The sequence below is a fragment of the Streptomyces sp. NPDC093568 genome (assembly GCF_044764945.1).
In the GTDB taxonomy this organism is placed as follows: Bacteria; Actinomycetota; Actinomycetes; order Streptomycetales; family Streptomycetaceae; genus Streptomyces.
Map to the genome: position 1 here is coordinate 111,850 of NZ_JBIWJD010000001.1, position 26,715 is coordinate 138,564.

Annotated in this window: 22 protein-coding genes and 1 riboswitch; of the genes, 15 read left to right on the plus strand and 7 right to left on the minus strand. The window is 71.7% G+C overall.

The window, feature by feature from the left end:
- Nucleotides 1–2 precede the first annotated feature (2 nt).
- Nucleotides 3–2,459, minus strand: a complete 2,457-nt coding sequence (locus ACIRD7_RS00475; protein ID WP_403447800.1) for a DNA topoisomerase (ATP-hydrolyzing) subunit A — start codon at nt 2,457–2,459, stop codon at nt 3–5.
- Nucleotides 2,460–3,051: 592 nt separating this feature from the next.
- On the opposite strand from ACIRD7_RS00475, the gene ACIRD7_RS00480 reads away from it, so the two are divergent.
- The 4 genes from ACIRD7_RS00480 (at nt 3,052) to ACIRD7_RS00495 (ending at nt 7,858) form a co-directional block, all read left to right on the plus strand.
- Nucleotides 3,052–4,401 carry a M16 family metallopeptidase gene (locus tag ACIRD7_RS00480; RefSeq protein ID WP_403447801.1) on the plus strand — a complete coding sequence of 450 codons (1,350 nt, stop codon included), beginning with the start codon at nt 3,052–3,054 and terminating at the stop codon, nt 4,399–4,401.
- Nucleotides 4,398–5,786: a M16 family metallopeptidase gene (locus tag ACIRD7_RS00485; RefSeq protein WP_403447802.1), complete on the plus strand. Its 1,389-nt coding sequence runs from the start codon at nt 4,398–4,400 to the stop codon at nt 5,784–5,786. The genes ACIRD7_RS00480 and ACIRD7_RS00485 overlap by 4 nt, the downstream gene beginning before the upstream one ends.
- A gap of 224 nt (nt 5,787–6,010) precedes the next feature.
- A riboswitch (cyclic di-AMP (ydaO/yuaA leader) is annotated at nt 6,011–6,175 on the plus strand.
- A 12-nt stretch (nt 6,176–6,187) separates the two neighbouring features.
- Nucleotides 6,188–6,973 (plus strand): M23 family metallopeptidase, encoded by a 786-nt coding sequence (locus ACIRD7_RS00490; RefSeq protein ID WP_403447804.1) that lies wholly within the window; start codon nt 6,188–6,190, stop codon nt 6,971–6,973.
- Nucleotides 6,974–7,162: 189 nt separating this feature from the next.
- The gene (locus ACIRD7_RS00495; protein WP_403447806.1) at nt 7,163–7,858 is read left to right on the plus strand and encodes a GntR family transcriptional regulator; all 696 of its coding nucleotides are present in this window, start codon (nt 7,163–7,165) and stop codon (nt 7,856–7,858) included.
- A gap of 179 nt (nt 7,859–8,037) precedes the next feature.
- On the opposite strand, the gene ACIRD7_RS00500 is transcribed toward ACIRD7_RS00495, so the two are convergent.
- On the minus strand, nt 8,038–8,319 hold the full coding sequence (locus tag ACIRD7_RS00500; RefSeq protein ID WP_403447807.1) for an HPr family phosphocarrier protein: 282 nt from the start codon (nt 8,317–8,319) through the stop codon (nt 8,038–8,040).
- Nucleotides 8,320–8,498: 179 nt separating this feature from the next.
- On the opposite strand from ACIRD7_RS00500, the gene ACIRD7_RS00505 reads away from it, so the two are divergent.
- From ACIRD7_RS00505 to ACIRD7_RS00520, 4 genes are read left to right on the plus strand one after another with little or no spacing between them, the layout of a single operon-like run.
- A complete protein-coding gene (locus ACIRD7_RS00505) occupies nt 8,499–11,345 on the plus strand; it encodes a GNAT family N-acetyltransferase (protein ID WP_403447809.1) in 2,847 nt (948 codons plus the stop codon).
- Between the two features lie 43 nt (nt 11,346–11,388).
- Nucleotides 11,389–11,985: a DUF5998 family protein gene (locus ACIRD7_RS00510; RefSeq protein WP_403451584.1), complete on the plus strand. Its 597-nt coding sequence runs from the start codon at nt 11,389–11,391 to the stop codon at nt 11,983–11,985.
- Nucleotides 11,985–13,178 (plus strand): alkaline phosphatase family protein, encoded by a 1,194-nt coding sequence (locus ACIRD7_RS00515; RefSeq protein WP_403447810.1) that lies wholly within the window; start codon nt 11,985–11,987, stop codon nt 13,176–13,178. The genes ACIRD7_RS00510 and ACIRD7_RS00515 overlap by 1 nt, the downstream gene beginning before the upstream one ends.
- A 45-nt stretch (nt 13,179–13,223) precedes the next feature.
- Complete coding sequence (locus ACIRD7_RS00520) at nt 13,224–13,871, plus strand: thymidine kinase (RefSeq protein WP_403447812.1); 648 nt, start codon at nt 13,224–13,226, stop codon at nt 13,869–13,871.
- Nucleotides 13,872–13,896: 25 nt separating this feature from the next.
- Here ACIRD7_RS00520 and ACIRD7_RS00525 read toward each other — a convergent pair whose 3' ends face one another.
- Complete coding sequence (locus ACIRD7_RS00525) at nt 13,897–14,700, minus strand: VOC family protein (protein WP_403447813.1); 804 nt, start codon at nt 14,698–14,700, stop codon at nt 13,897–13,899.
- Between the two features lie 295 nt (nt 14,701–14,995).
- Between ACIRD7_RS00525 and ACIRD7_RS00530 the strand changes: the two genes are divergently transcribed.
- The gene (locus ACIRD7_RS00530; protein WP_403447815.1) at nt 14,996–15,847 is read left to right on the plus strand and encodes a sulfurtransferase; all 852 of its coding nucleotides are present in this window, start codon (nt 14,996–14,998) and stop codon (nt 15,845–15,847) included.
- A gap of 133 nt (nt 15,848–15,980) precedes the next feature.
- Here the strand turns inward: ACIRD7_RS00530 and sepH are convergent, their stop codons facing one another.
- From sepH to ACIRD7_RS00545, 3 genes are all read right to left on the minus strand, one after another.
- Entirely contained in the window at nt 15,981–17,018 is a 1,038-nt protein-coding gene (gene sepH, locus ACIRD7_RS00535; protein WP_403447817.1) for a septation protein SepH, read from the minus strand.
- 462 nt (nt 17,019–17,480) lie between these two features.
- Entirely contained in the window at nt 17,481–18,800 is a 1,320-nt protein-coding gene (locus tag ACIRD7_RS00540; protein WP_403447819.1) for a D-arabinono-1,4-lactone oxidase, read from the minus strand.
- The gene (locus tag ACIRD7_RS00545) at nt 18,760–19,998 is read right to left on the minus strand and encodes an MFS transporter (protein WP_403447821.1); all 1,239 of its coding nucleotides are present in this window, start codon (nt 19,996–19,998) and stop codon (nt 18,760–18,762) included. Before ACIRD7_RS00545 ends, ACIRD7_RS00540 begins: the two co-directional genes overlap by 41 nt.
- Nucleotides 19,999–20,185: 187 nt before the next feature.
- Between ACIRD7_RS00545 and ACIRD7_RS00550 the strand changes: the two genes are divergently transcribed.
- The gene (locus tag ACIRD7_RS00550) at nt 20,186–21,313 is read left to right on the plus strand and encodes a ferrochelatase (RefSeq protein WP_403447823.1); all 1,128 of its coding nucleotides are present in this window, start codon (nt 20,186–20,188) and stop codon (nt 21,311–21,313) included.
- A gap of 8 nt (nt 21,314–21,321) precedes the next feature.
- The gene (locus ACIRD7_RS00555; RefSeq protein WP_403447825.1) at nt 21,322–22,137 is read left to right on the plus strand and encodes an inositol monophosphatase family protein; all 816 of its coding nucleotides are present in this window, start codon (nt 21,322–21,324) and stop codon (nt 22,135–22,137) included.
- Nucleotides 22,138–22,481: 344 nt separating this feature from the next.
- Here ACIRD7_RS00555 and ACIRD7_RS00560 read toward each other — a convergent pair whose 3' ends face one another.
- A complete protein-coding gene (locus tag ACIRD7_RS00560) occupies nt 22,482–22,655 on the minus strand; it encodes a hypothetical protein (RefSeq protein WP_403447826.1) in 174 nt (57 codons plus the stop codon).
- Nucleotides 22,656–23,073: 418 nt separating this feature from the next.
- On the opposite strand from ACIRD7_RS00560, the gene ACIRD7_RS00565 reads away from it, so the two are divergent.
- The 4 genes from ACIRD7_RS00565 (at nt 23,074) to ACIRD7_RS00580 (ending at nt 26,617) form a co-directional block, all read left to right on the plus strand.
- A complete protein-coding gene (locus ACIRD7_RS00565; RefSeq protein ID WP_007385219.1) occupies nt 23,074–23,727 on the plus strand; it encodes a response regulator transcription factor in 654 nt (217 codons plus the stop codon).
- A gap of 6 nt (nt 23,728–23,733) precedes the next feature.
- Nucleotides 23,734–24,978, plus strand: coding sequence for a sensor histidine kinase (locus tag ACIRD7_RS00570; RefSeq protein WP_403447827.1), 1,245 nt, complete (start codon nt 23,734–23,736; stop codon nt 24,976–24,978).
- 405 nt (nt 24,979–25,383) lie between these two features.
- Nucleotides 25,384–25,680, plus strand: coding sequence for a DUF4193 domain-containing protein (locus ACIRD7_RS00575; protein WP_005481602.1), 297 nt, complete (start codon nt 25,384–25,386; stop codon nt 25,678–25,680).
- 13 nt (nt 25,681–25,693) lie between these two features.
- The gene (locus ACIRD7_RS00580) at nt 25,694–26,617 is read left to right on the plus strand and encodes a hypothetical protein (RefSeq protein ID WP_403447828.1); all 924 of its coding nucleotides are present in this window, start codon (nt 25,694–25,696) and stop codon (nt 26,615–26,617) included.
- Nucleotides 26,618–26,715 lie beyond the last annotated feature (98 nt).

Sequence of the window (26,715 nt, forward strand, 5' to 3'; positions counted from 1 at the left end):
GCCTACACCGGCCCCGCCACCACCGACACCGTCTTGGCCAGCGACACCCCCGAGCCGTCGCGGCGCGGATCCATCTCCGGGAGCTCGACCGGGGTGCCGTTCTTCTGTGCGGCCCGGGCCGGGGTGGCGCCCGCCCAGGCCAGGGACAGGCAGTCCTCGCCCTTCAGGAACCGCTGGCAGCGGACACCGCCCGTGGCGCGGCCCTTGCGCGGGAACTGGTCGAACGGGGTCAGCTTGGCCGTCGTCTGGACCGAGTCGTCCAGCGTGCCGCGCGAGCCCGCGACCGTGAACACCACCGCGTCGGCCGCCGGGTCCACCGCCGTGAAGGAGATGACCTTCGCGCCCTCGGTGAGCTTGATGCCCGCCATACCGCCCGCGGCCCGGCCCTGCGGCCGGACCTGCGCGGCCTGGTAGCGCAGCAGCTGGGCGTCGTCCGTGATGAAGACCAGGTCCTCCTCACCCGTGCGCAGCTCGATCGCGCCGACGATCCGGTCGCCCTCCTTCAGGGTGATGACCTCCAACTCCTCCTTGTTGGACGGGTAGTCGGGCACCACACGCTTCACGACACCCTGCGCCGTGCCGATCGCGAGGCCGGGGGAGGACTCGTCCAGCGTCGTCAGGCAGACCACCGACTCGCCGTCCTCCAGGGAGACGAACTCCGACAGCGGCGCGCCGCCCGCGAGGTTCGGTCTCGACGCCGTCTCCGGCAGCTGAGGCAGATCGATGACGTTGATCCGCAGCAGCCGGCCGGCGGACGTCACCGCGCCCACCTCGCCGCGTGCCGTGGCCGGCACCGCCGAGACGATCACGTCGTGCTTGGAGCGCTTGGCGTCGCCGTCCTCGGCGAACGGGTCGCCGTTGGCCGTACGGGCCAGCAGCTCCGTGGACGACAGCAGCACCCGGCAAGGGTCGTCCGCCACCTGCAGCGGCACGGCGGCGACCGGGGTGCCCGCCGCCTCCAGCAGGACCGTGCGCCGCTCGGTACCGAACTTCTTGGCCACCGCCGCCAGTTCGGAGGAGACCAGCTTGCGCAGCTCGGCGTCCGACTCGAGGATCCGGGTCAGCTCGGCGATCTCCGCGTTGAGCCGCTCCTTCTCCGCCTCCAGCTCGATGCGGTCGTACTTGGTGAGGCGGCGCAGCGGCGTGTCGAGGATGTACTGGGTCTGGACCTCGGACAGCGAGAAGCGCTCCATCAGGCGCTCCTTCGCCTCGGCGCTGTTCTCGCTGGAGCGGATCAGACGGATGACCTCGTCGATGTCGACGAGCGCCGTGAGCAGGCCCTCGACCAGGTGCAGACGGTCACGGCGCTTGCCGCGGCGGAACTCGCTGCGGCGCCGGACGACCTCGAAGCGGTGGTCGAGGTAGACCTCCAGGAGCTCCTTGAGGCCCAGGGTGAGGGGCTGGCCGTCGACCAGCGCGACGTTGTTGATACCGAAGGACTCCTCCATCGGCGTCAGCTTGTAGAGCTGTTCGAGGACCGCCTCCGGCACGAAGCCGTTCTTGATCTCGATGACCAGGCGCAGGCCGTGCGCGCGGTCGGTGAGGTCCTTGACGTCGGCGATGCCCTGGATCTTCTTCGAGCCGACCAGGTCCTTGATCTTGGCGATGACCTTCTCCGGGCCGACCGCGAAGGGCAGCTCGGTGATGACGAGGCCCTTGCGGCGGGCGGTCACGGTCTCGATCTCCACCGTGGCGCGGATCTTGAAGGTGCCGCGGCCCGACTCGTACGCGTCCCGGATACCGGCGAGGCCGACGATCCGGCCGCCCGTGGGCAGGTCGGGGCCCGGGACGTACTTCATCAGGGTGTCCAGATCCGCGTTCGGGTGGCGGATCAGATGGCGGGCGGCCGCGATGACCTCGCCGAGGTTGTGCGGCGGCATGTTCGTGGCCATGCCGACGGCGATGCCCGAGGCGCCGTTGACCAGGAGGTTCGGGAAGGCGGCGGGCAGCGCCACCGGCTCCTGCTCCTGACCGTCGTAGTTGGGCGCGAAGTCGACCGTGTCCTCGTCGATCGACTCGGTCATCAGGCTCGTCGCCTGCGCCTGCCGGCACTCGGTGTACCGCATGGCGGCCGGCGGGTCGTCGTTGCCCAGCGAGCCGAAGTTGCCGTGACCGTCGACCAGCGGGACGCGCATCGAGAAGGGCTGGGCCATGCGCACCAGGGCGTCGTAGATCGACGCGTCGCCGTGCGGGTGCAACTTACCCATGACCTCGCCGACGACGCGGGCGCACTTCACATAGCCGCGGTCGGGGCGCAGGCCCATCTCGTTCATCTGGTACACGATGCGGCGATGCACCGGCTTGAGCCCGTCGCGAGCGTCCGGCAGGGCTCGGGAGTAGATGACCGAGTACGCGTACTCGAGGAAGGAGCCCTGCATCTCGTCGACGACGTCGATGTCGAGGATCTTCTCCTCGTACGAGTCGTCGGGCGGCGGGGTCTTCGTGCTACGGCGGGCCATCGCTGCCGGCTCCTTGCTGAAGCGTTTGACGGATATGACGCGGACCATTGTGGACCGCGGCACTGACAACCACCGACCAGGATCCGATGTTGGCCTCCCACCCGGCGCGTGAGAAGTGTCGCCGACGTCCGCCCCCGACGGCGACCGAGGGGAGGGAACCGGCATCAACTCCCAGGCCGGCCCGGTGCTTGCACGCGGACGTGCAACGGGCCAGGAGCGGTCCCGCGGAATTCCCGGGCCCTACCGACAGGCGGCCACGGGTGCCGCTCCATGGGGTGCGTCGCCCCCGGCGGCAAGGTCACGCCGGTTCACCGTTCACTCGCCGGAGTGATCGACAGGGGGTCCGGCGAGGTCGCCCGGGCCGCGCGGGAGTGCGCGACCACGCGGCGGCCCGCGGCCGTCCCCGATCCGCAGGTCGGGGCGCGAAGCGCGGACCCGGGGCGGGCAGTGCCCGGGCTCGCGCCCACGCGTCGCACCCAGGCGTTCTGACCGGGAACTTCGCCGACCCTTCGGACGCTGCATACAGTGGCAGGAACGCAAGCCGAACTGCTCGGCAAAGCGCAGTGCACGCGACCGGAAGGACACCTTGCCCATGGGTCACACGGCCACACCGGAGGCACAATCCGGCGGCCTCACCGCGACGGAGCACCGCCTGGCCAACGGCCTGCGCGTGGTGCTCTCCGAGGACCACCTCACGCCGGTCGCCGCGGTCTGTCTCTGGTACGACGTCGGCTCCCGCCACGAGGTCAAGGGCCGTACCGGACTCGCCCACCTCTTCGAGCACCTGATGTTCCAGGGGTCGAGCAGCGTCAAGGGCACGGGGCACTTCGAGCTCGTCCAGGGCGCCGGCGGCTCGCCGAACGGCACCACCAGCTTCGAGCGCACCAACTACTTCGAGACCATGCCCGCCCACCAGCTGGAGCTCGCGCTGTGGCTGGAGGCCGACCGCATGGGCAGCCTCCTGGTGGCGCTCGACGAGGAGGGCCTGGAGAACCAGCGCGACGTCGTCAAGAACGAGCGCCGCCAGCGCTACGACAACGTTCCGTACGGCACGGCCTTCGAGAAGCTGACCGCCCTGTCGTACCCGGACGGGCACCCGTACCACCACACGCCGATCGGCTCGATGGCCGACCTGGACGCGGCCAGCCTGGAGGACGCCCGCGCGTTCTTCCGCACCTACTACGCGCCCAACAACGCCGTGCTGTCGATCGTCGGCGACATCGACCCCGAGCAGACGCTCGCCTGGGTCGAGAAGTACTTCGGCACCATCCCCTCCCACGACGGCAAGCCCGCGCCGCGCGACGGCTCGCTGCCCGACACCATCGGCGAGCAGCTGCGCGAGGTCGTCGAGGAGAACGTCCCGGCGCGCGCGATGATGGCGGCCTACCGCCTCCCCAAGGACGGCACGCGCGAGTGCGACGCCGCCGACCTGGCGCTGACCGTGCTCGGCGGCGGCGAGTCCTCCCGTCTGTACAACCGGCTCGTGCGGCGTGACCGTACGGCGGTGGCGGCCGGGTTCGGCCTGCTGCGCCTGGCCGGAGCGCCCTCCCTGGGCTGGCTGGACGTGAAGACCTCCGGCGATGTCGAGGTGCCCGTCATCGAGTCGGCCGTCGACGAGGAGCTCGCCCGCTTCGCGCAGGAGGGCCCCACCGCCGAGGAGATGGAGCGCGCCCAGGCCCAGCTCGAGCGCGAGTGGCTGGACCGGCTCGGCACGGTCGCGGGCCGCGCCGACGAACTGTGCCGGTACGCCGTCCTGTTCGGTGACCCGCAGCTGGCGTTCACCGCGGTCAAGCGCGTCCTCGACGTCACCGCCGAGGAGGTCAAGGCGGTCGCCCAGGCCCGGCTGCGTCCCGACAACCGCGCGGTGCTGGTGTACGAGCCGGTCGCCGACGAGGACGCGGAAGCCGCCACCACCGACGAGAACGAGGAGTCGGCCCAGTGACCGAGCTCGCCAGCATGGAGTTCCACCCGCAGCCCAAGGCCGGCCGGCCGCGGCCCTGGGCATTCCCGGCACCCGAGCGCGGCAAGCTGGACAACGGCCTCACGGTCCTGCGCTGCCACCGCCCCGGCCAGCAGGTCGTCGCCGTCGAGGTGCTCCTGGACACGCCCCTGGACGCCGAGCCGAAGGGCCTCGACGGCATCGCCACGATCATGGCGCGCGCCCTGTCCGAGGGCACTGACAAGCACACCGCCGAGGAGTTCGCCGCCGAGCTGGAGCGCTGCGGCGCCACGCTCGACGCCTACGCCGACCACCCCGGCGTCCGCGTCAGCCTGGAAGTCCCCGTCTCCCGGCTGCCGAAGGCCTTGGGCCTGCTCGCCGACGCGCTCCGGGCGCCCGCTTTCGACGACGCCGAGGTGGAGCGCCTGGTGCGCAACCGCCTCGACGAGATCCCGCACGAGCTGGCCAACCCCTCGCGCCGAGCCGCCAAGGAGCTCTCCAAGGAGCTGTTCCCGCCGACCTCGCGCATGTCCCGCCCCCGCCAGGGCACCGAGGACACCGTCGAGGGGATCGACTCGGCGGGCGTACGCGCCTTCTACGAGCGGCATGTCCGCCCCGCCACCTCCACCGTCGTGGTCGTCGGCGACCTGACCGGCGTCGACCTCGACGCCCTGCTCGGCGACACCCTGGGCGCCTGGACCGGCTCCTCGGCCGAGCCTCGCCCCGTCCCGCCGGTGACCGCCGACGACACCGGGCGCGTCGTCATCGTCGACCGTCCCGGCGCCGTCCAGACGCAGCTGCTGATCGGCCGCGTCGGCGCCGACCGGCACGACCGGGTGTGGCCCGCCCAGGTGCTCGGCACGTACTGCCTCGGCGGCACCCTCACCTCCCGCCTGGACAAGGTCCTGCGCGAGGAGAAGGGCTACACCTACGGCGTGCGCGCCTTCGGGCAGGTCCTGCGCTCCGCCCCGGACGGCTCGGGCGCGGCGATGCTCGCGATCAGCGGCTCCGTCGACACCCCGAACACCGGCCCGGCCCTGGACGACCTGTGGAAGGTCCTGCGGGGCGTCGCCGCCGAGGGGCTCACCGACGCCGAGCGGGACTTCGCCGTGCAGAACCTCGTCGGGGTGGCGCCGCTGAAGTACGAGACCGCCGCGTCCGTGGCGAACACGCTGGCGGACCAGGTCGAGCAGCACCTGCCCGACGACTACCAGGCGACGCTGTACCAGCAGCTCGCCGCCACCGGCACCGTCGAGGCCACCGCGGCGGCGGTGAGCGCCTTCCCGGTGGACCGTCTGGTGACGATCCTCGTCGGCGACGCGGCCGAGATCCGGGAGCCCGTCGAGGCCCTCGGCATCGGCGAAGTCACGGTCGTGGCGGCCGAGTAGACGCCGGCGGGCGGTTCCAGGAGACGCTCCTGGCGCCACGCGCGCGTAGGGGCCCTGGTGACGAAAGAGTCACCAGGGCCCCTTTATGCCCGAATTGAGGGAGAGGTTGCCTGTCTGACCTGTGGGATGCACTACAAAAGCCGGGATCCGTTTGGGGATTGAAAGTTGTCCCGTTTAGCGTCTTCCGGGCTGTCCGTCAGGCACGGCGCCGCGCCCGCGGCACCGGACAGCCATCGCCGAGTCCCCGTACGGCGCGAGCCAGGGGAGCCGGGGACCCACCGCAGTCCCTGGGGTGAATCGGACGCCCGCGCGAGCCGCGAGGGGGTCCGTAGGAGACCTTCCTGCTCCGAACCCGTCAGCTAACCCGGTAGGCGAGAGGGAAGGAAAGGACCAGCCACTACATGGCGTTCACCTGCGCCACCGGGAAGAGTCGTCCCAGCGGGAAGCATCGCCGGCCCAGCCGGATGCAGCGCTCCACCGCCCGTGCGGCGGGCGTCGCCGCACTCACCGCCACCGGCGTCATGGGCACGCTGGCCGCTCCGGCGCTCGCCGCCGAGCCCGCCGCGGAGCAGACCGGCCTCATCCCCGTCATCACCGTCGAGAACTCGATCGTGGACCAGATCGACGCCCAGGCCATCGCCCAGGAGCGCGCGGCCAAGGAGGCCGCCGCCGCGAAGAAGGCCGCACAGGAGGCCGCGCGCAAGAAGGCGGCCGCGAAGGCCGCGCTGGAGCGCGAGGTCAAGGAGCGCGCCGCCCGTGAGGCCGAGCGCAAGCGCCTGCTGTCCTTCGTCACCCCGATCGCCGGCTCGTACGTCTCCACGGGCTACAAGGCCGGCGGGGCCGTGTGGTCCTCCGGCAGCCACACCGGCATCGACTTCCACGCCGCGAGCGGCACCGCCGTCCACGCGGTCGGCGCCGGCACCGTCGTCGAGGCCGGCTGGGGCGGGGCGTACGGCAACAACGTCGTGATCAAGATGAACGACGGCACGTACACCCAGTACGGCCACCTGTCGTCCATCGGCGTCTCGGTGGGCCAGAGCGTCACTCCCGGACAGCAGATCGGCCTGTCCGGCGCCACCGGCAACGTCACCGGGCCCCACCTGCACTTCGAGGCCCGCACCTCCCCGGAGTACGGCTCCGACATCGACCCGATCGCCTACCTGCGCTCGCACGGCGTGAACGTCTGACGCCGGCACCGCGTCCGACCGAGGCCCCGGCTCCCCGAGCCGGGGCTTTCGGCGTTTCCGATCCGATCCGCTGTCCAAAAAATATCCATGGATTCCGGCCCGGCGTCGGAAATTCCGGCCCGTTGCAATAGAGTCACCGAGAACACGTCATTCGTCGACGTTTCACGGGGATTAAAGCGGAGGTCGGTCATGCGTATTCCGGCGCATTCGGTGTGCACGGCGATCCGGGACGACATCGTCGCCGGTGTCCACGAGCGTGGCGGCCGGCTCACCGAGGAACTGCTCGCCCGCCGCTACGGCGTCTCCCGCGTCCCCGTCCGGGAGGCCCTGCGCACCCTGGAGGCCGAGGGGTTCGTGGTGACCCGTCGGCACGCGGGCGCGTGCGTCGCCGAACCGACCGAGCAGGAGGCCGCCGACCTGCTGGAGATGCGCGCCCTCCTGGAGCCGCTGGGCGCCTCCCGGGCCGCGCAGCGCCGCACCGAGGCCCATCTGAAGGTCCTGCGCGGCCTGGTCAGGCTGGGACAGGAGCGGGCCAGGCGGGGAAACAGCGACGACCTGCGCTCCCTGGGCGGCTGGTTCCACGAGACGCTGGCCCAGGCCTCCGGCAGCCCCGCCCTGACCTCGATGCTGACCCAGCTGCGCCACAAGATCGCCTGGATGTATGCCGTGGAGGCCCCGGCCAACCCCGTGGAGTCCTGGGCCGAGCACGGCGCGATCGTGGACGCGGTGGCGCGCGGCGACGGCGAACGCGCCCGTGCGCTCACGGCACTGCACACCGAGCGCGCGATCTCCGCACACCGGCTGCGGCTCGGCCCCGCCGGCGCGCGCCCGGAGCGTGTGAGGAATTCGCAACATCCCGTAAACATGCCGAGCCTGCGGCATTAACACAGGCACCGTATACAAAGAGAGATATTCGGCGGCGGTGAATTTACGCTGCCCTTTTTCGGATGCGCCGCCACGGTGCCGTGAATTCCGTCGACGCCCGCTCGAAATGAGTGAAGCCGCGTCCGCCGGACAAGGCGGACGCGGCTTCACCGTTCGCTACGGATACCCGCTCAGGTCACTCAGACCGTCTCGGGCAGTTCCTCGAGACCCTCGGAGACCAGCTTCGCCAGACGGTCGAGGGCGGCGTCCGCCCCGTCCGCGTCGGAGGCGAGGACGAGCTCCTCGCCGCCCTGGGCGCCCAGGCCCAGGACGGCCAGCATGGAGGCCGCGTTGACGGGGTTGCCGTCGGCCTTGGCGATCGTCACCGGGACGCCTGTGGCCGTGGCGGCTCGGACGAAGATGGAGGCGGGGCGGGCGTGAAGGCCCTCGGCCCAGCCGACGTTGACGCGGCGCTCAGCCATGTGATGCTGCCCTTCGGTTTTCAGGGTTGTCTAGACCAGTTTCCCACACCCGTGAAGCACGCCGGAACGGGACGAACGTCCCGCCCTTCGGTGACCGTCGGGTCGCGGCCTCGACCCGACTTCCGTCCTCCACAGACTGCCTCGCGCCGTTGTCGTACGCGAGCCGTACTCTGGGCCCCATGCAGAGCGCCTCGGACCGGCACGAGTACCCCGCCCACTGGGAAGCCGACGTGGTGCTGCGCGACGGCGGCACCGCGCGCATCCGCCCCATCACCGTCGATGACGCCGAGCGCCTGGTCAGCTTCTACGAGCAGGTGTCGGACGAGTCGAAGTACTACCGCTTCTTCGCGCCCTACCCGCGACTGTCCGCGAAGGACGTCCACCGCTTCACGCACCACGACTTTGTGGACCGGGTGGGACTCGCGGCCACGGTGGGCGGCGAGTTCATCGCCACCGTACGCTACGACCGGATCGGCGCCGACGGAATGCCCGCGTCCGCACCGGCCGACGAGGCCGAGGTCGCCTTCCTCGTCCAGGACGCCCACCAGGGCCGCGGTGTCGCCTCCGCTCTGCTCGAACACATCGGCGCGGTCGCGCGCGAGCGGGACATCCGCCGGTTCGCCGCCGAGGTGCTGCCGGCCAACACCAAGATGATCAAGGTGTTCACCGACGCCGGGTACACCCAGAAGCGCAGCTTCGAGGACGGCGTCGTACGCCTGGAGTTCGACCTGGAGCCGACGGACCGCTCCCTCGCCGTGCAGTACGCGCGCGAGCAGCGCGCCGAGGCCCGGTCCGTGCAGCGGCTGCTGGTGCCCGGTTCCGTCGCCGTCGTCGGCGTGGGCCGCACGCCCGGCGGGGTGGGCCGCAGCGTTCTCGGCAACATCAGGGACGCCGGGTTCACGGGGCGGCTGTACGCCGTGAACAGGGCGTTCCCGGAGGACCTCAAGGAGCTCGACGGAGTCCCCGCGCACCGCACCGTGCGGGACATCGAGGAGCAGGTCGACCTCGTGGTGGTCGCCGTCCGGGCCGAGTACGTCCCCGAAGTCGTCACCGAGTGCGGCGAGCACGGCGTGCAGGGGCTGGTCGTGCTCTCCGCCGGTTACGCGGAGAGCGGCCCCGACGGGCGCGAGCGGCAGCGCGAACTCGTCCGGCACGCGCGCGCGTACGGCATGCGCATCATCGGCCCGAACGCCTTCGGGGTCATCAACACCTCCGCCGACGTACGGCTGAACGCCTCGCTCGCGCCCGAGATGCCCCGCCCCGGCCGGATCGGCCTGTTCGCGCAGTCCGGCGCGATCGGCATCGCGCTGCTGTCCCGGCTGCACCGGCGCGGCGGCGGGGTGACCGGAGTCACGGGCGTGTCGACCTTCGTGTCCTCCGGCAACCGGGCCGACGTCTCGGGCAACGACGTCCTGCAGTACTGGTACGACGACCCGGACACCGACGTGGCGCTGATGTACCTGGAGTCCATCGGCAACCCCCGCAAGTTCACCCGCCTCGCCCGGCGCACGGCCGCCGCGAAGCCGCTGGTGGTGGTCCAGGGCGCACGGCACGGCGGCGCCGCGCCCCAGGGGCACGCGGTACGGGCCACGCGGCTGCCGCACGCCACGGTCTCCGCGCTGCTGCGCCAGGCCGGCGTGATCCGGGTCGACACGATCACCGAGCTGGTGGACGCGGGGCTGCTGCTCGCCCGCCAGCCGCTGCCCGCCGGGCCGCGCGTGGCGATCCTGGGCAACTCCGAGTCACTGGGACTGCTGACCTATGACGCGTGCCTGGCGGAGGGCCTGCGGCCCCTGCCGCCGCTGGACCTGACGACGGCGGCCTCGGCGGCGGACTTCCACGAGGCGCTCTCGCACGCCCTCGCCGACGAGACCTGCGACGCGGTCGTCGTCACCGCCATACCGGCCATCGGCGACGCGTCGACCGGGGACGCCGAGCTGGCGGAGGCCCTGCGCACGGCGGCCGAGCGGGTGCCGGGCAAGCCGGTCCTTGTGGTGCACGTGGAGCTGGGCGGGCTCGCCGAGGCGCTGTCCGCCGCCGCCAGCACGGCACCGCGCTCGGGTTCGGCCGCACCCGGCTCCGCGCTCCGCACCCACCCGATCCGCCCCCTCGACTTCCCGGTCGAGGCACCGCCCCAGCCGGCGGACACCCCGGCGGACGCCCCCCGCCTCATCCCCGCCTACCCCGCCGCCGAGCGGGCCGTCCGCGCCCTCGGGGAAGCCGTCAGGTACGCCCAGTGGCGGCGCGAGGCGGCCGAGCCCGGCAAGGTGCCCGAGTACGAGGACATCGACGAGAAGGGCGCGGCCCGGCTGATCGACGGGCTGCTCGCGCGCGGTCAGGGCCTCACGCTCGGCATGGACGAGACGTGTGACCTGCTCGGCAAGTACGGCATCGAGGCGCACCGCGCCCTGCACGCCCCCACCCCTGACACGGCCGCCGACGCCGCCCGCACCCTCGGCTACCCCGTCGCCCTCAAGGCCACGGCCCCGCACCTGCGGCACCGCGCCGACCTCGGCGGCGTCCGGCTCGACCTGGCGGACGAGGAGCAACTGCGGCGGGCGTACGCCGAATTGACCGACCTGTTCGGCAAGCCCGAGGAGCTGCGCCCGGTCGTGCAGCGCATGGCCCCGCGCGGCGTCGACACCGTCGTACGGGCCGTGATCGACCCCGCGGCCGGCGCCGTGCTGTCCTTCGGGCTGGCCGGAGCCGCCTCCCAGCTCCTCGGCGACACCGCGCACCGGCTGGTCCCGGTCACCGACCGCGAGGCGACCTCGCTCATCCGCTCGATCCGGACGGCACCCCTCCTCTTCGGCTGGCGCGGCTCCACCCCCGTCGACACCCCCGCCCTGGAGGAGCTGCTCCTGCGGGTGTCGCGGCTGGTGGACGACCACCCGGAGGTCGTCGCGGTCACCCTGGAGCCGGTCGTCGTCGCCACCCACGGCCTGAGCGTCCTCGGCGCCTCCGTCCGCCTGGCCCCGCCACCCGCCCGCGACGACCTCGGACCGAGGACCCTCCCGACGTACTGAGACCATCCTGAGCGGTGCCTCGCAGTCAGTGCTCCCCCGTAGGATGGGCGTCATGGCCAAGACCAGTACGACGACCCAGGGGCTGCGTGCGGCGATCGAGCGCAGCGGCTACTACCCGGCCCTCGTGGCCGAGGCGGTGGAGGCCGCCGTGGGCGGCGAGCCCATCCGGTCGTACCTGGTCCACCAGGAGACGACGTTCGACCAGAACGAGGTGCGGCGGCATGTGACGGTGCTCGTCCTCACCGGCAACCGCTTCATCGTGAGCCACACCGACGAACAGGCCGCGGACAACACCTCCCCGACGCCGTACGCCACCACGTCCACCGAGTCCGTGAAGCTCGGCCGGATCTCCTCGGTCGTGGTCAGCCGCGTGGTCGCCAACCCCGAGCAGTACGCGCCGGGCACGCTGCCCCGCGAGGTCGTCCTCACCATCGGCTGGGGCGCGGTCTCCCGCATCGACCTGGAGCCCGCCGCCTGCGGCGACCCCAACTGCGAGGCGGACCACGGCTACACGGGCAGCTCGACGGCGGACGACCTCAGCCTGCGCGTCAGCGAGGCCGGTGACGGCCCGGAGACGGTGCGCCAGGCGCTCGCCTTCGCGCAGTCGCTCTCCGAGGCGACCGCGGACATCGCGCGCTGATGGTTCAGTCCACCGCCTGGGACCCGCATCCCGAACCCCTCGCCGTCTCCTCCGCGCCCCGCCCCGAGTACGGCGGCGGGTCCCTCGCCGACCTGCTGCCCACCCTGGCCGCAGGCATGGCCGTACCGGGCATGACCGCCACGATCGGCGAACTGACCGCCGCCGACCGCAACTGCGTGTTCCTGATCGACGGCCTCGGCTGGGAGCAGCTCAAGGCGCATCCCGAGGACGCGCCGTTCATGGCCTCGCTGCTCGGCAGCTCGCGCGGCGGCACCGGGCGCCCGCTCACCACCGGCTACCCGGCGACCACCGCGACCTCCCTCGCCTCCGTGGGCACCGGCCTGCCCCCGGGCGCGCACGGCCTGCCCGGATACACCGCACGCAATCCTCAGACCGGCGAGCTGATGAACCAGCTGCGCTGGAAGCCGTTCACGTCGCCGCGCGCATGGCAGCCGTACCCCACGGTCTTCGAGCTGGCGCACCGGGCGGGCGTGCACGCGGCCCAGGTGTCCTCGCCCACCTTCCAGAACACCCCGCTGACCAAGGTCGCGCTCAGTGGCGGAACGTTCCTCGGGCGGCTGAGCGGCGAGGAGCGCATGGACCTCGCGGCCGAGCAACTGGCCGCCGGCGACCGCTCCCTGGTCTACACGTACTACGCCGAACTCGACGGCGCCGGCCACCGCTACGGCGTCGACTCCGACACCTGGCGCGGCCAGCTCATGTACGTCGACCGGCTCGTCCAGCGCCTCGCCGAGCAGCTCCCGCCGCGCACCGCGCTCTACGTCACCGCCGACCACGGCATGATCGACGTCCCCTTCGACGAAGAGCACCGCATCGACTTCGACGAGGACTGGGAGCTGCGCGCCGGCGTCGCCCTGCTGGGTGGCGAGGGCCGGGCGCGGCATGTGTACGCGGTGCCGGGCGCCGCGGGCGACGTACTGACCTGCTGGCGCGAGGTGCTCGGCGAGCAGTTCTGGGTGGCCTCGCGGGACGAGGCGATAGAGGCGGGCTGGTTCGGGCCGCGGATCGACGAGCGGGTGTACGACCGCATCGGCGACGTCGTCGCGGCCGCGCGGGACGACGTCCTGATCATCGCGTCCGAGCGGGAGCCGAAGGAGTCGGCGATGGTCGGCAACCACGGCTCGATGACCCCCGCCGAGCAGTTGGTCCCCCTGCTCGAAGTACGCTCCTGAAACGTTCCTCGATCCCCCTTGATGCCGAAAGGTGCTCAACTCCACATGCCCGAGCTGGTGTTCTTCTCCGGAACGATGGACTGCGGGAAGTCGACGCTGGCTCTCCAGATCGAGCACAACCGTTCGGCGCGTGGTCTCGCGGGCATGATCTTCACCCGTGACGACCGCGCGGGCGAGGGCAAGCTGTCCTCGCGGCTCGGCCTGGTCACCGACGCGGTGGAGGTCGAGGACGGCAAGGACCTGTACGCGTACCTCGTCGACCACCTCTCCCGGGGCGGCCGCGCCGACTACGTCATCGCCGACGAGGCGCAGTTCCTCGCCCCGCAGCAGATCGACCAACTCGCGCGCGTCGTCGACGACCTGGGCCTGGACGTCTACGCCTTCGGCATCACCACCGACTTCCGCACCAAGCTGTTCCCCGGCTCCCAGCGCCTGGTGGAACTCGCCGACCGGGTCGAGGTGCTCCAGGTCGAGGCCCTGTGCTGGTGCGGCGCCCGCGCCACGCACAACGCCCGCACGATAGGCGGCGAGATGGTCGTCGAGGGCGCCCAGGTGGTCGTCGGCGACGTCAACCAGGCGGACGCCGTCGGCTACGAGGTGCTGTGCCGGCGCCACCACCGCCGCCGGATGACCGCGGCCGGCGCCAGGGCGGCCGCGCTGTCCCCGGACGTCCTGCCGGTGCCCCAGGTCTGAGACCGGCGCCGGCCCCCGGTGGGCGTCAGCGCGGGTTCTCGATGACGGAGAAGCGGGCTCCTTCCGGGTCCGCCACCGTCGCCACCCGGCCGTGGGCGCTGTCGTGGGCCGGGCGCAGCACATGGCCGCCCAGGTCGACGACCTGCGCCACCGCCTCGTCGGTGCCCGCGACTTCGAAGTACGTCATCCAGTGCGGACCCCGGTCCCGGGGCAGGGCGTTGCCCACGCCGTGGATGCCGGCGACCGGACGGCCGTCGATGTGCAGGGTCACGTAGTCGAAGTCGGCGGAGACGACCGCCTCCTCCTCGTAGGCGAAGACCGACTCGTAGAACTTGGCGACGGTCACGGACTCGAAGGTCACCAGCTCGTTCCAGGCCGGGGTGCCCGGCACGCCCGTGATGGCCGTGCCCAGGTGCTGCGCCGCCTGCCACAGGCCGAAGACGGCGCCGGAGGGGTCGGAGCAGATCGCCATCCGGCCGGCCTCGGCGGCGTCCAGCGGGCCGACGCCGACGGTGCCGCCGCACAGCCGTACCGTCTCGGCGGTCAGGTCCACGTCGTTCGAGGCGAGGTAGGGCGTCCAGGCGATGGGGAGGTGGCGGTCGGGCGGCAGCTGGCCGATGCCGGCCACCTCACGGCCGTCGAGCAGGGCCCGGACGTAGGGGCCGAGCTGCTGGGGGCCGGGCCGGAACTCCCAGCCGAACAGGGCGCCGTAGAACTCCTCGGTGGCGGCCAGTCCGTGCACCATCAGGCTCACCCAGCTGGGCGTGCCGGGCGTGTGCCGGGCGTGCGTCGCGCCGTTCGGGCCGGCCGACCCCCGTGCCTCGGTCATCGTCACTCTCCCTCGGCCCCTCGCGGTGGCCGCGTCGCTTCCGCTGTCCCGACCCCTGAGCCGATGCTCGCACCACCCGTGGCCGGGCGCGCTGCGGGCGCGCCGCCGCACGACGGCCGGTGACCGGAGGATGCCCGGTGTGCGATTTACCGCCCGTTTCCGTGCGATTGCCGAAGGATGTCGATCGGCTGTACAGCATGTGCCCGATCCCGTACGCCGGGTGATCGGACCTGTCCGGCGGGCAGAGTATCCGGAGCCGGGCGATGCGGCCACCCCGTGCGCAAGGATGGTGGCCATGAACGCCATCATCTCCGCACCTGAACTCGCGAGCGCGCTGACGGGCGAGAACCCGCCGGTGCTGCTCGACGTCCGCTGGCAGCTGACCATGTCCAAGGCGTCCGGCGAGCCCCCGTTCGACGGCCGGGCCGCGTACGGGGCCGGGCACCTCCCCGGCGCGGTCTACGTGGATCTGGACCGGGAACTCGCCTCCGCGCCCGGTGCGCGCGGCCGTCACCCGCTGCCGGACTTGGCCGAATTCGGTACGGCGATGCGACGGGCGGGAGTGTCGTCGGGGACGCCGGTGGTTGTGTACGACGGCGGACAGGGCTGGGCGGCGGCCCGCGCGTGGTGGCTGCTGCGCTGGACGGGTCACCCCGACGTCCGGGTCCTCGACGGCGGGCTGCCGGCCTGGGAAGGCCCGCTGGAGACGGCGGTACCGAGCCCGGCCGAGGGCGACTTCGAGCCGGTGCCCGGGGCGACGGGTCTCCTCGACGCCGACGGCGCGGCGGCGCTCGCCCGGTCGGGCGTACTGCTGGACGCGCGGGCGGGGGAGCGGTACCGCGGCGAGGTCGAGCCGATCGACCCGGTCGGCGGCCACATCCCGGGCGCGCTGTCCGCGCCCACGAACGACAACGTCGACGCGGACGGCCGCTTCCTGCCCGCCGCGGAACTCCAGGCCCGCTTCAAGACGCTGGGCGCCACCGAGGGCACGGAGGTCGGCGTGTACTGCGGCTCGGGCGTGTCCGCCGCCCATGAGGCCCTGGCCCTGGCGGTAGCGGGCATTCCGGCGGCCCTGTACGTGGGTTCGTGGTCGGAGTGGTCGTCGGACGCCTCACGCCCGGTGGCCGTGGGACCGGATCCGCAGTAGCCGAAGGGGTGGAGGACGGACGCTCGCCGCGCGACCGGCGGGCGTCCGGCAGCCGCCCGGCACAGCACGAGGGCCGCGCTGAGACCAGCGCGGCCCTCGTTCCGTACGACCACCTCCGCGGCCGTACGACCGACTACTCCTGCTTCTTGCGCCGCGTGCCGAACACGATCTCGTCCCAGCTCGGGACGGCGGCGCGGCGGCCCGGGCGGACGCCGTCCGCCTCGGCTTGGCGGTCCGTGGAGCCGATGAGGCGATCGCGGTGACCGCCGACGGAGCGCGGCATGAGGACGTCCGCGTAGGCGGAACCGGCGGAGGCGGCTGGCGCGGGGGGCTCTTCCGCGGCCGGTTCGGCCACCGGCTCCTCCACCTCGGGCTCCGACGGCCGCTCGGGCACCACCAGGTCGCCGCGGAAGCTCGGCACCGCCTCCAGCAGGCTGGTCAGCGAGTCCCGTTCCTCCGCCACCTCCTCGACGGGTTCGGAGGCCTGGGCCGGCAGGCTCGGCCGCGCGGTGTCGAGGGCACGGTCCATCGACCGCTCACGCGGAAGCCGGGCGATCCGCGGCACGAACGGGAAGCTGGGCTCCGGCGCGGCGAGGTCGTCGGACTCGCCGATCAGCGAGCGCGCCTCGTCGTCGACGGCCTGGACGAGCCGCCGGGGCGGGTCGTACGTCCAGCTCGCCGAGTGCGGTTCGCCCGCCACCATGTAGACCAGCAGCACTTCCCAGGTGCCGTCGTCGCGGCGCCACGAGTCCCACTGCACGGTGTCCTTGTCGGCGCCGCGCAACAGCAGCCGCTCCGCGACGGCCTCGCCGAGCTGCGGACCGGCCGCGTTCTCGCCGGGCCGACGGACGGGAGTCTTGCGGGCCCGCTCGGCCATGAACGCGCGCTCGGCGAGCACGGGGCCCTCGAAGCGCCGTACGCGGTCGACGGGGATGCCCGCGAGCTGGGCGACCTCTTCCGCGGTGGCTCCGGCGCGTATACGCGCCTGAATGTCACGGGGGCGGAGATGGCTCTCCACCTCGATCTCGATCTGGCCGAGGCGCGGGCGATCGCCGCGCACCGCTGCGCGCAGGCGTTCGTCGATCGGAAGGGTGTACTCCGTTGCGTCGGCAGCCTTGAGCACCAGCCGTGTGCCGTCATTCGAGACGGCCACGACACGCAGTTCGGGCATGGGGACCTCCCGGGTGGTGCCTGCCGACGTCACGTGCGTCGCTGCTTCCGCTAGTCGAGTGTGGCCTGCCCGGGTGCAGCCTGCCACAACCTTGCCGAGTTGCCCGGCGTGTCGGGCCAGGGCCCTGGATCGCCGTTATGGCACGGTTACCTATTCGCAACGCTAAGTGACGAACTCCGTCACCCTGTGCAACTAGCCCCCTCCCGGCGGTCCTTGAAGGCCACGGATGCCCAGGCGGGAGACCGGACCCAGGGCTCGCCACAGTACTCCATTTGGGCCACGTGCGTGGATTGGCACGCCGCCCAACTTCTGACAAGGGGCGTGACTCGGCCGTGGGTTGGGCGTTTTTCGACCTTGAACGTGGCGTACTTCACGCAAATGTCAGAAACGGAGCCAATGGTTTCGTCCGTACGTCCGGCTGCCGCGCAGGTGGCCGAACGGGCGGGGTGGCCGCGGCGGGCGCTACGCCCCCAACACTCTGCGCAGGTAGTCGTTCTGGAAGAGGCGGTCGGGGTCGAGCTGGTCCCGCAGCGCGGTGAACTCGCCGAAGCGCGGGTAGACCTGGGCGAAGTACTCCGCGTCACGGGTGTGCACCTTGCCCCAGTGCGGGCGCCCCTCGTGCGCGGTGAAAACGCGTTCGGCGGCGGTGAAGTACCGCTGGTACGGAGTGCCCTTGACCATGTGGACGGCGATGTACGCGCTGTCGCGGCCCGAGGCGGTGGACAGCGTGATGTCGTCGGCGGGGGCGGTGCGGACCTCCACGGGGAAGCTGACCCGCAGACCGGAGCGCTCGACCACGGCCTTGAGTTCGCGCAGCGTCTCGACGACGGCCTCGCGCGGGACGGCGTACTCCATCTCCACGAAGCGCACCCGGCGCGGTGATGTGAAGACTTTGTAGGGGATGTCCGTGTAGGACCGCGCGGACAGCGCCTTGCTGGAGATCCGGGCGATCGCGGGGATCGAGGCCGGCACCGCGCGGCCGACCCACTGGGCCGCCTGGAAGACGCCGTTGGAGAGGAACTCGTCCTCGAACCAGCCCGCGAACTGCCCCACCGGCTGCTCCGGGCCCGCGCTGCGGTTGTTGCGCTTGGTGTTGGTGCTGCCGGTGTGCGGGAACCAGTAGAACTCGAAGTGCTCGTTCTCGGCCCACAGTTCGTCGAAGTCCGCCAGGACCTTCTCCAGCGGCATCGGCTCCTCGCGGGCGGTGAGCAGGAAGACCGGCTCCACGGCGAAGGTGATCGCGGTGACGACGCCCAGCGCGCCGAGGCCGATGCGGGCGGCCGCGAATATCTCCGGATTCTCCTTCTCGGAGCAGGTGAGCACCGAACCGTCGGCGGTGACCAGCTCAAGCCCCTTGATCTGGGCGGCGATCGAGGCCGATTCGCGGCCCGTGCCGTGGGTGCCGGTGCTGATGGCGCCCGAGACCGTCTGCTCCATGATGTCGCCCATGTTGGTGAGCGACAGACCCTCGCGCGCCAGGGCCAGGTTCAGCCGCTTCAGCGGGGTACCGGCCTCGACCGTGACGGTCATGGCGTCCCGGTCGATGTCCCGGATGCCGGTCAGCAGCTGAGGCCGGATCAGCACACCGTCGGTGGCGGCGATCGACGTGAACGAGTGTCCGCTGCCGACCGCCTTCACCTTCAGGCCGTCCTCGGCGGCCCGGCGTACGGCCCCGGCCAGCTCCTCCACGGAGGCCGGAGCGACCTCGCGCGCGGGGCGGGCGGCGATGTTGCCGCCCCAGTTACGCCACGTGCCGTTCCTGCCGCTCGCTGTGCTGCTCAACGGTGCCTCCCCGACCCGCGGCCGGCCTGCTGAGCCGGCGGAACCCCAGGAAACCGACCGCGACCGCGACGGCCCCGGACACCGCCGGCACCCCGTACCCGGCGTCCGCACCGGCCGCGTCGATCACCCAGCCGGCCATGGAGGAGCCGAGCGCGACCCCGACCGCGAGCCCGGTGCTCACCCAGGTCATGCCCTCGGTCAGTTGCGCGCGTGGTACGTGCTCTTCGATCAGGGACATGGTGGTGATCATCGTGGGAGCGACGGCCATGCCCGAGACGAACAGCGCCACGGCCAGAAACGGCAAGTTTCCGACCAGTAGGAGGGGGATCATACTCACGGCCATCGCGCATATGCCCAGCAGCCAACGACGTTCGGGTGCTCCCTTGAAGCGCAGCAGCCCGAAGACGAGGCCCGCCGCGCAGGAACCCGCGGCGTACAGCGCGAGGACCACGCTCGCGGCGCTCTTGTGCCCCTGCTCGTCCGCGAAGGCCACGGTGACCACGTCCACGGCCCCGAAGATCGCGCCGGTCGCCACGAAGGTGGCCACCAGGACCTGCAGTCCCGGGGCGCGCAGGGCCGAGCTGCCGCCCCGCTTCTCGCGCGGGTGCGGCGCGGGCTCGGTGGCGCGCTGCGCGGTCAGCCAGAAGACGCCCACCGCCAGGAAGCAGCCGGCGAGCAGTGGCCCGGCCTCCGGGAACCACGCGGTGGACAGCCCGATGGAGATGATCGGCCCGAAGATGAAGCACACCTCGTCGATCACGGACTCGAAGGAGTACGCGGTGTGCAGTTGGGGCGTGCCCCGGTACAGCGCGGCCCAGCGGGCGCGGATCATCGCCCCCACGCTCGGCACGCAGCCGACGCCGACGCAGGCCACGAACAGCACCCAGTCCGGCCACGCGTAGTGCGCCGCGAACAGCAGCAGGGCCCCCGCGGCGAGCGAGATCAGCGTCGCCGGGCGCAGCACCCGGGCCTGCCCGTACTGGTCCACCATGCGCGAGACCTGAGGGCCCGCCACGGCCGCGGCGAGCGCGATGGTGGCCGACAGGGCGCCGGCCAGGCCGTACCGCCCGGTCAGCTGCGACACCATGGTCACCACGCCGATGCCCATCATCGACAGCGGCATCCGGCCGAGGAGACCCGCGGCGGAGAAGGCCTTGCTGCCGGGAGCGGCGAACAGGGCGCGGTAGGGGCTGGGCACGGAGGTCTCCGGTCAGGCGGAAGCAAGCGTGGACGAGTGGGGCCCCGGAGCGCGCGGTAAGGCGTCTCGTCGGCCGAGACAGCTTACGAGTTAGGTGACCCTAACGCACCCGTCCGGACGAACCGGGAACCCGGGGCGGTCACCCCGCCGTTTCCCGGCTGTCAGCACCGGATGACAGGATCGACCCATGCCAGACGCGCGCGATGCCAGCCCCTACGACGCCCTGCTCCTGCTCTCCTTCGGCGGCCCCGAGGGTCCGGACGACGTGATCCCGTTCCTGGAGAACGTCACCCGCGGGCGGGGCATCCCCACCGAACGCCTGAAGGAAGTCGGCGAGCACTACTTCCGGTTCGGCGGCGTCAGCCCCATCAACGACCAGAACCGCGCCCTGCTCGACGCCCTGCGCAAGGACTTCGCCGAGCACGGACTGGATCTGCCGGTCCACTGGGGCAACCGCAACTGGGCGCCGTATCTGACGGACACCCTGCGCGACATGGTCAACGAGGGCCACCGCCGCATCCTCGTCCTCGCCACCAGCGCCTACGCCTCCTACTCGGGCTGCCGCCAGTACCGCGAGAACCTCGCCGACTCACTGGCGGCCCTGGAGGCCGAGGGCCTGGAGCTGCCGAAGATCGACAAGCTCCGGCACTACTTCAACCACCCGGGCTTCCTGGAGCCGATGATCGACGGCGTGCTCGCCTCTCTCGCCGACCTCCCCGAGGACGTCCGCGCGGGCGCGCACATCGCCTTCTCGACCCACTCCATCCCCACGGCCGCCGCCGACTCCTCCGGCCCGGTCCAGGACCACGGTGAGGGCGGCGCGTACGTCGAGCAGCACCTGGACGTGGCCCAGCTGATCGCCGACGCGGTCCGCGAGCGCACCGGCGTCGACCACCCCTGGCAGCTCGTCTACCAGTCCCGCTCCGGCGCCCCGCACATCCCCTGGCTGGAGCCGGACATCTGCGACCACCTGGAGGAGCGGCACGCGGCCGGTGTTCCCGCGGTCGTCATCGCCCCCATCGGCTTCGTCTCCGACCACATGGAGGTCCTCTACGACCTCGACACGGAGGCCAAGGCCAAGGCCGAGGAGCTGGGCCTGCCGATGCGCCGCTCGGCCACCGTCGGGGACGACCCGCGCTTCACCGCCGCGATCCGCGACCTCGTCCTGGAGCGGGCCGCCGTGCAGCGCGCGGAGGAGGTCACCCCCTGCGCCCTCGGCGCACTGGGCGCGAGCCACAACCTCTGCCCGGTCGGCTGCTGCCCGTCCCGCGCCCCCCGGCCCGCCGCGGCCGGCGCCGACAGCCCCTACGCATGAGGAGCCCCGTGACCGACGCCCCGCACACGGACCTGCTCGACCTTGCCCTGGAGGCCGCCCGCCGAGCCGGCGAACTCCTCCGCGACGGCCGCCCGGCCGACCTCGCGGTCGCCGCGACCAAGTCCAGCCCGATCGACGTCGTCACCGAGATGGACATCGCGGCGGAGAAGCTGATCACGAACCTGATCTCCGAACACCGCCCCGACGACGGCTTCCTCGGCGAGGAGGGCGCCTCGACCGAGGGCACGAGCGGAGTCCGCTGGGTGATCGACCCCCTGGACGGCACGGTCAACTACCTCTACGGCCTGCCGACCTGGTCCGTCTCGATCGCGGCCGAGCAGGACGGCGAGACGGTCGTCGGCGTCGTGGCGGCCCCCATGCGCGGCGAGACGTACCACGCTGTACGCGGCGCGGGCGCGTGGGCCACCGGCCCCTGGGCCGGCGAACGCAGGCTCACCTGCCGCCCCACGGCCCCTCTCGAGCAGGCGCTGGTCTCTACCGGCTTCAACTACGTCACCGAGGTCCGCACCCACCAGGCCGACGTGGCACGGCGTCTGATCCCCCTGCTGCGCGACATCCGCCGCGGCGGCTCGGCCGCGATCGATCTGTGCGACCTGGCGGCGGGCCGCCTGGACGGCTACTACGAGCGGGGCCTGAACGCCTGGGACTTCGGCGCGGGCGACCTCATCGCCCGTGAGGCGGGCGCCCTGACCGGCGGCCGCCCCGGCGAGCGCCCCTCCCGCGACCTGACCGTGGCGGCCACCCCAGGAGTCTTCGAGCCCCTCCAGCAGCTCCTGGAGGAGTTCGGCGCCTGGCACGACTGAGGCCCGCCCGGGCTCGCAGGCACGACTGGGGCCCGCCCGGGCTCGCGGGCACGACTGGGGACTACCCGGGCTCGCACGCACGACTGGGGACTACCTGGGCTCGCAGGCACGACTGGGGCCCAGCCGGGCTCGCAGGCACGACCGGGGCTCAACCGGGCTCGCGGGCACGACCGGGGCCCACCTGGGCCCGCAGGCACGACCGGGGCCCACCCGGGCCCGCAGGCACGACCGGGGCCCAACCGCCCCCACGGGCACCACCGGGGCCCACCCGGCCCCCCAGGGCACAAAAAACGCGGCCTCCGACGCTGGATTCGTCGGAGGCCGCGGTCGTGCTCAAAAGCCGGTCAGACGCCGGACACGCCGACTTCCACACCATGCTCGGCGGCGAGGCGGTGCAGGTCGTCGAGCTCGCCCTGCTCAACCTCGACGAGGAACTCGTCGCCCTCGTCACGAGCCCGCGTCAGGTCGGACTCGGTCGTCTTTATGCGCTGCAGAAGTCCTGCGGTGAATGCGTCCATGCTGCGCCCCCTCGTCCTGGGTCGTGGGTCGGTGGCACGGGGGTGTGCCGATCGGAAGGGACGATCACGTCTCCAGTAGGTGCCCAGCGCTGCCCGTGCTGGGCGGCGACCGTGCCGGACACCCACACCCGCTCTGCGGAAAGCGGATTGCGCCGTACCGCATGGTGCTGCGGTACATGCAGAGCGTGATCGCGGGGTGTACATGCCGTCCTCCCCGCGCTCCCTCCCACGGAAACCTCAACCGGAAGAGAAAATCTCGCATTCCCGGGCCTCACACCCGTCCTTCAAGGGCCGCTCACCCGTCTTACCGCCGACTTATGGCCGAAAAGGGCAGGATGGAGGCCTACACACCCAACCGAGACCCCTGCCCGCGCGCCCGACCGGAGCTACGCGGGTGGACACAGGAAGGACAAGCGACGTGCGCGTACTCGTCGTCGAGGACGAGCAACTGCTCGCCGATGCGGTGGCCACCGGACTGCGCCGGGAGGCCATGGCCGTCGACGTCGTGTACGACGGTGCGGCCGCCCTGGAGCGCATCGGCGTCAACGACTACGACGTGGTGGTCCTCGACCGCGACCTCCCGCTCGTCCACGGCGACGACGTCTGCCGCAAGATCGTCGAACTCGGCATGCCCACCCGGGTGCTGATGCTGACGGCCTCCGGCGACGTCAGCGACCGCGTCGAGGGCCTGGAGATCGGCGCCGACGACTACCTGCCCAAGCCCTTCGCCTTCAGCGAGCTGACGGCACGCGTGCGTGCCCTCGGCCGCCGCACCAGCGTGCCGCTGCCGCCCGTCCTGGAGCGCGCCGGCATCAAGCTGGACCCCAACCGCCGCGAGGTCTTCCGCGACGGCAAGGAGGTGCAGCTGGCGCCGAAGGAGTTCGCCGTCCTGGAGGTGCTGATGCGCAGCGAGGGCGCGGTCGTCTCGGCCGAGCAGCTCCTGGAGAAGGCCTGGGACGAGAACACCGACCCGTTCACCAACGTCGTGCGCGTCACCGTCATGACCCTGCGCCGCAAGCTGGGTGAGCCGCCGGTCATCGTCACCGTGCCCGGCTCCGGCTACCGGATCTGATCGACCATGGCAACGACTCCCGCGCCTCCCCAGGCGCCCCCCAAGCCCACCTGGGACCCCCGCAGGGCCGAGCCCCCCTTCCCGTGGCTGCGCCCCACCATCCGGATAAGGCTCACCCTGCTCTACGGCGGCATGTTCCTGATCGCCGGGATCCTGCTGCTGTCGATCATCTACCTGCTGGCCGCGCAGGCGATCAACACGGGCAACGAACCCCTGTTCAAGATCGTGGACGGCCGGGAACTCCAGGTCACCAGCGAGAACTGCCCCGCGATCAAGGCCGGCCTCACGATCTCCCAGTTCAACGAGGCGATCAGCGAGTGCATCGACAGCCAGCGCCGGGTCGCGCTGGACGATCTCCTCAGCCGCTCCCTCCTCGCCCTCCTCGGCCTGGCGATCATCGCCTTCGCCTTCGGCTACGCCATGGCGGGCCGCGTCCTGTCGCCGCTCGGGCGGATCACCCGCACCGCGCGCGCCGTGGCCGGCTCGGACCTGTCCCGCCGTATCGAGCTGGACGGACCGGACGACGAGCTGAAGGAACTCGCCGACACCTTCGACGAGATGCTGGAGCGTCTCCAGCGGGCCTTCACGGCCCAGCAGCGCTTCGTCGGCAACGCCTCGCACGAACTGCGCACCCCGCTCGCGATCAACCGCACACTCCTCGAGGTGCACCTGTCGGACCCGAACGCGCCGGTGGAGCTCCAGCAGCTCGGCAAGACGCTGCTGGCCACCAACGAGCGCAGTGAGCAGCTCGTGGAGGGCCTGCTGCTGCTCGCCCGCAGCGACAACCAGATCGTCGAGCGCAAGCCGGTCGACCTCGCCGAGGTCGCCGAGCAGGCCGTCGACCAGGTGCACGCCGAGGCGGCCGCGAAGGGCGTGGTGATCCGCGGCGAGCAGAAGCCCGCGGTGGTCCAGGGCAACGGCGTCCTGCTGGAGCGCATCGCCCTGAACCTGGTGCAGAACGCCGTGCGGTACAACATCCCGGACGACGGCTGGGTCGAGGTCACCACCGAGATCCAGCACGGGCAGGCGGTCCTGGTCGTCTCGAACACCGGGCCGGTGGTGCCGGCGTACGAGATCGACAACCTCTTCGAGCCGTTCAGACGCCTGCGTACGGAGCGCACGGGCAGCGACAAGGGTGTCGGCCTCGGGCTGTCCATCGTGCGGTCCGTGGTGCGGGCGCACGGCGGGCACATCGCCGCGCAGCCACGCGAGGGAGGAGGGCTCGTGATGCGAGTCACCCTTCCGGTCTGAGACCATGTGCCCCGACACTCGCCGCAGCTACGGGGATGTTCGCTTTGCGCGGAATTTTCAAGGCGTCGAGCGAACGGTCGCATGTGTGATCGATCACAAGGACGGTTTTCAGGCCATCTACTCTCCGTGATCATGGCGCCCGTCGGAAAGCCGGGAAAATCCGGGTTTTCGAGGGTCTTGATCACGGGAAGTACACGGTGAGACGCCTTTGAACTGCGGCCTTAGGACCGTGTACGGTCCCGTTCGCCATCCAAGCCGATCACTCTTGAGGAGTCCGGTTGGGTGTCGATTGAGTAACAGACCTTGATGTGAGGCAAAATCTCCGCCTCGGGTCGGGCACAAGTCCGGCCTCTCACGCGTTACGTGCGCTGGAGACACCGCAGACACCCAGAGGGGGAGAGCGACATGGCAACGGATTACGACACCCCACGCAAGACCGACGACGACGTCGACTCGGACAGCCTTGAAGAGCTGAAGGCCAGGCGGAACGACAAGTCGACCTCCGCTGTGGACGTCGACGAGTTCGAGGCCGCCGAAGGCCTGGAGCTGCCCGGCGCGGACCTCTCGAACGAGGAGCTGGCCGTCCGGGTGCTGCCGAAGCAGCAGGACGAGTTCACGTGCATGAGCTGCTTCCTGGTGCACCACCGCAGCCAGCTGGCCCGCGAGAAGAACGGTCAGCCGATCTGCCGCGACTGCGACTGAGGCCGGGTCGGGCATGACTGGCTCGACCCCACCTCGGAAGCGCCGCTTTCCGAAGTGGGGAGCGGACCAAGGGCCGTCCGACGGCTCGTACGGCGCGCGTGACGACGAGCGGGGCTCTCCCGGCAAGGGGGCCTCGCTCGAACCGATGTCCGGCTCCGACCTCCCGGCGCCGGTCGAGGCTCCCGCGCCCGTGGCCAGAAGGCGGGTCGCGGTGATCCGGGAGAAGGCCAGGGAAGGCGTCCGTAAGGGCGGCAGCCGCGCCAGAGCGGGCCTTGGGTACCTCGCCGACCGGATCATCGAGTACGCCCCCAGGATCCCCGTACGGGACCTCGCGACGCTTCGTCGGCAGTTCCCGGGCCTCGGGCCCGAGCAACTCGCGGACAAGCTCGTGGCGGGCGCGGCGAACGCAAGCTCCACGGTCGGTGCCGGAGTCGGCGCGGCGGCGATGCTGCCGGTGCCGCCCGCGATGCCGACCGAGCTGGCCGCCGAGATCACCGGTGTGGCGGCGATCGAGCTGAAGCTGATCGCCGAACTGCACGAGGTGTACGGCGTACGCCCGCCCGGCAATCTCAGGGAGCGCAGCACCGCGTATCTGTCCTCGTGGTCCGAGGAACGCGGCATCGACCCCATGAAGCCGATGACGGTCAACGCGGCGCTCGGCGGGCAGATGAAGCGCGAACTGCGCCAGCAGATCATGAAGCGGATGGTGCGCAACCTGCCGAACCTGATGCCGTTCATGGTCGGCGCCGCCGTGGGCGCGGTCATGAACCGCCGGGACACCAGAAAGCTCGCGGCACGGATCCGGACGGACCTGCGCAAGATGCAGGTGCCCTGGGACGAGCTGCCCGAGCTGCCGCCGCTGGAGCGCCCCGCGGAGCCGCTGCGGATGCGGGACATCACGCGCGACCTCGGGCGCAAGGAGCTCGGCGACGGCTGAGATCCCGCCCCCCGAGGGGCCGTTCGGAGTGACGCGGCGAAGTTTTTGCGAGGTGCGGGACAAGGCTTGACCGGGCCGGTGACGGCCCGATCTGGTGT

Bases quoted from the DNA above. Each gene is read 5' to 3' on its own strand.
- ACIRD7_RS00475 (WP_403447800.1), bottom strand. From the start codon at position 2,459: ATGGCCCGCCGTAGCACGAAGACCCCGCCGCCCGACGACTCGTACGAG.
- ACIRD7_RS00480 (WP_403447801.1), top strand. From the start codon at position 3,052: ATGGGTCACACGGCCACACCGGAGGCACAATCCGGCGGCCTCACCGCG.
- ACIRD7_RS00490 (WP_403447804.1), top strand. From the start codon at position 6,188: ATGGCGTTCACCTGCGCCACCGGGAAGAGTCGTCCCAGCGGGAAGCAT.
- ACIRD7_RS00495 (WP_403447806.1), top strand. From the start codon at position 7,163: ATGCGTATTCCGGCGCATTCGGTGTGCACGGCGATCCGGGACGACATC.
- ACIRD7_RS00500 (WP_403447807.1), bottom strand. From the start codon at position 8,319: ATGGCTGAGCGCCGCGTCAACGTCGGCTGGGCCGAGGGCCTTCACGCC.
- ACIRD7_RS00505 (WP_403447809.1), top strand. From the start codon at position 8,499: ATGCAGAGCGCCTCGGACCGGCACGAGTACCCCGCCCACTGGGAAGCC.
- ACIRD7_RS00510 (WP_403451584.1), top strand. From the start codon at position 11,389: ATGGGCGTCATGGCCAAGACCAGTACGACGACCCAGGGGCTGCGTGCG.
- ACIRD7_RS00515 (WP_403447810.1), top strand. From the start codon at position 11,985: ATGGTTCAGTCCACCGCCTGGGACCCGCATCCCGAACCCCTCGCCGTC.
- ACIRD7_RS00520 (WP_403447812.1), top strand. From the start codon at position 13,224: ATGCCCGAGCTGGTGTTCTTCTCCGGAACGATGGACTGCGGGAAGTCG.
- ACIRD7_RS00525 (WP_403447813.1), bottom strand. From the start codon at position 14,700: ATGACCGAGGCACGGGGGTCGGCCGGCCCGAACGGCGCGACGCACGCC.
- ACIRD7_RS00530 (WP_403447815.1), top strand. From the start codon at position 14,996: ATGAACGCCATCATCTCCGCACCTGAACTCGCGAGCGCGCTGACGGGC.
- sepH (WP_403447817.1), bottom strand. From the start codon at position 17,018: ATGCCCGAACTGCGTGTCGTGGCCGTCTCGAATGACGGCACACGGCTG.
- ACIRD7_RS00550 (WP_403447823.1), top strand. From the start codon at position 20,186: ATGCCAGACGCGCGCGATGCCAGCCCCTACGACGCCCTGCTCCTGCTC.
- ACIRD7_RS00560 (WP_403447826.1), bottom strand. From the start codon at position 22,655: ATGGACGCATTCACCGCAGGACTTCTGCAGCGCATAAAGACGACCGAG.
- ACIRD7_RS00570 (WP_403447827.1), top strand. From the start codon at position 23,734: ATGGCAACGACTCCCGCGCCTCCCCAGGCGCCCCCCAAGCCCACCTGG.
- ACIRD7_RS00575 (WP_005481602.1), top strand. From the start codon at position 25,384: ATGGCAACGGATTACGACACCCCACGCAAGACCGACGACGACGTCGAC.
- ACIRD7_RS00580 (WP_403447828.1), top strand. From the start codon at position 25,694: ATGACTGGCTCGACCCCACCTCGGAAGCGCCGCTTTCCGAAGTGGGGA.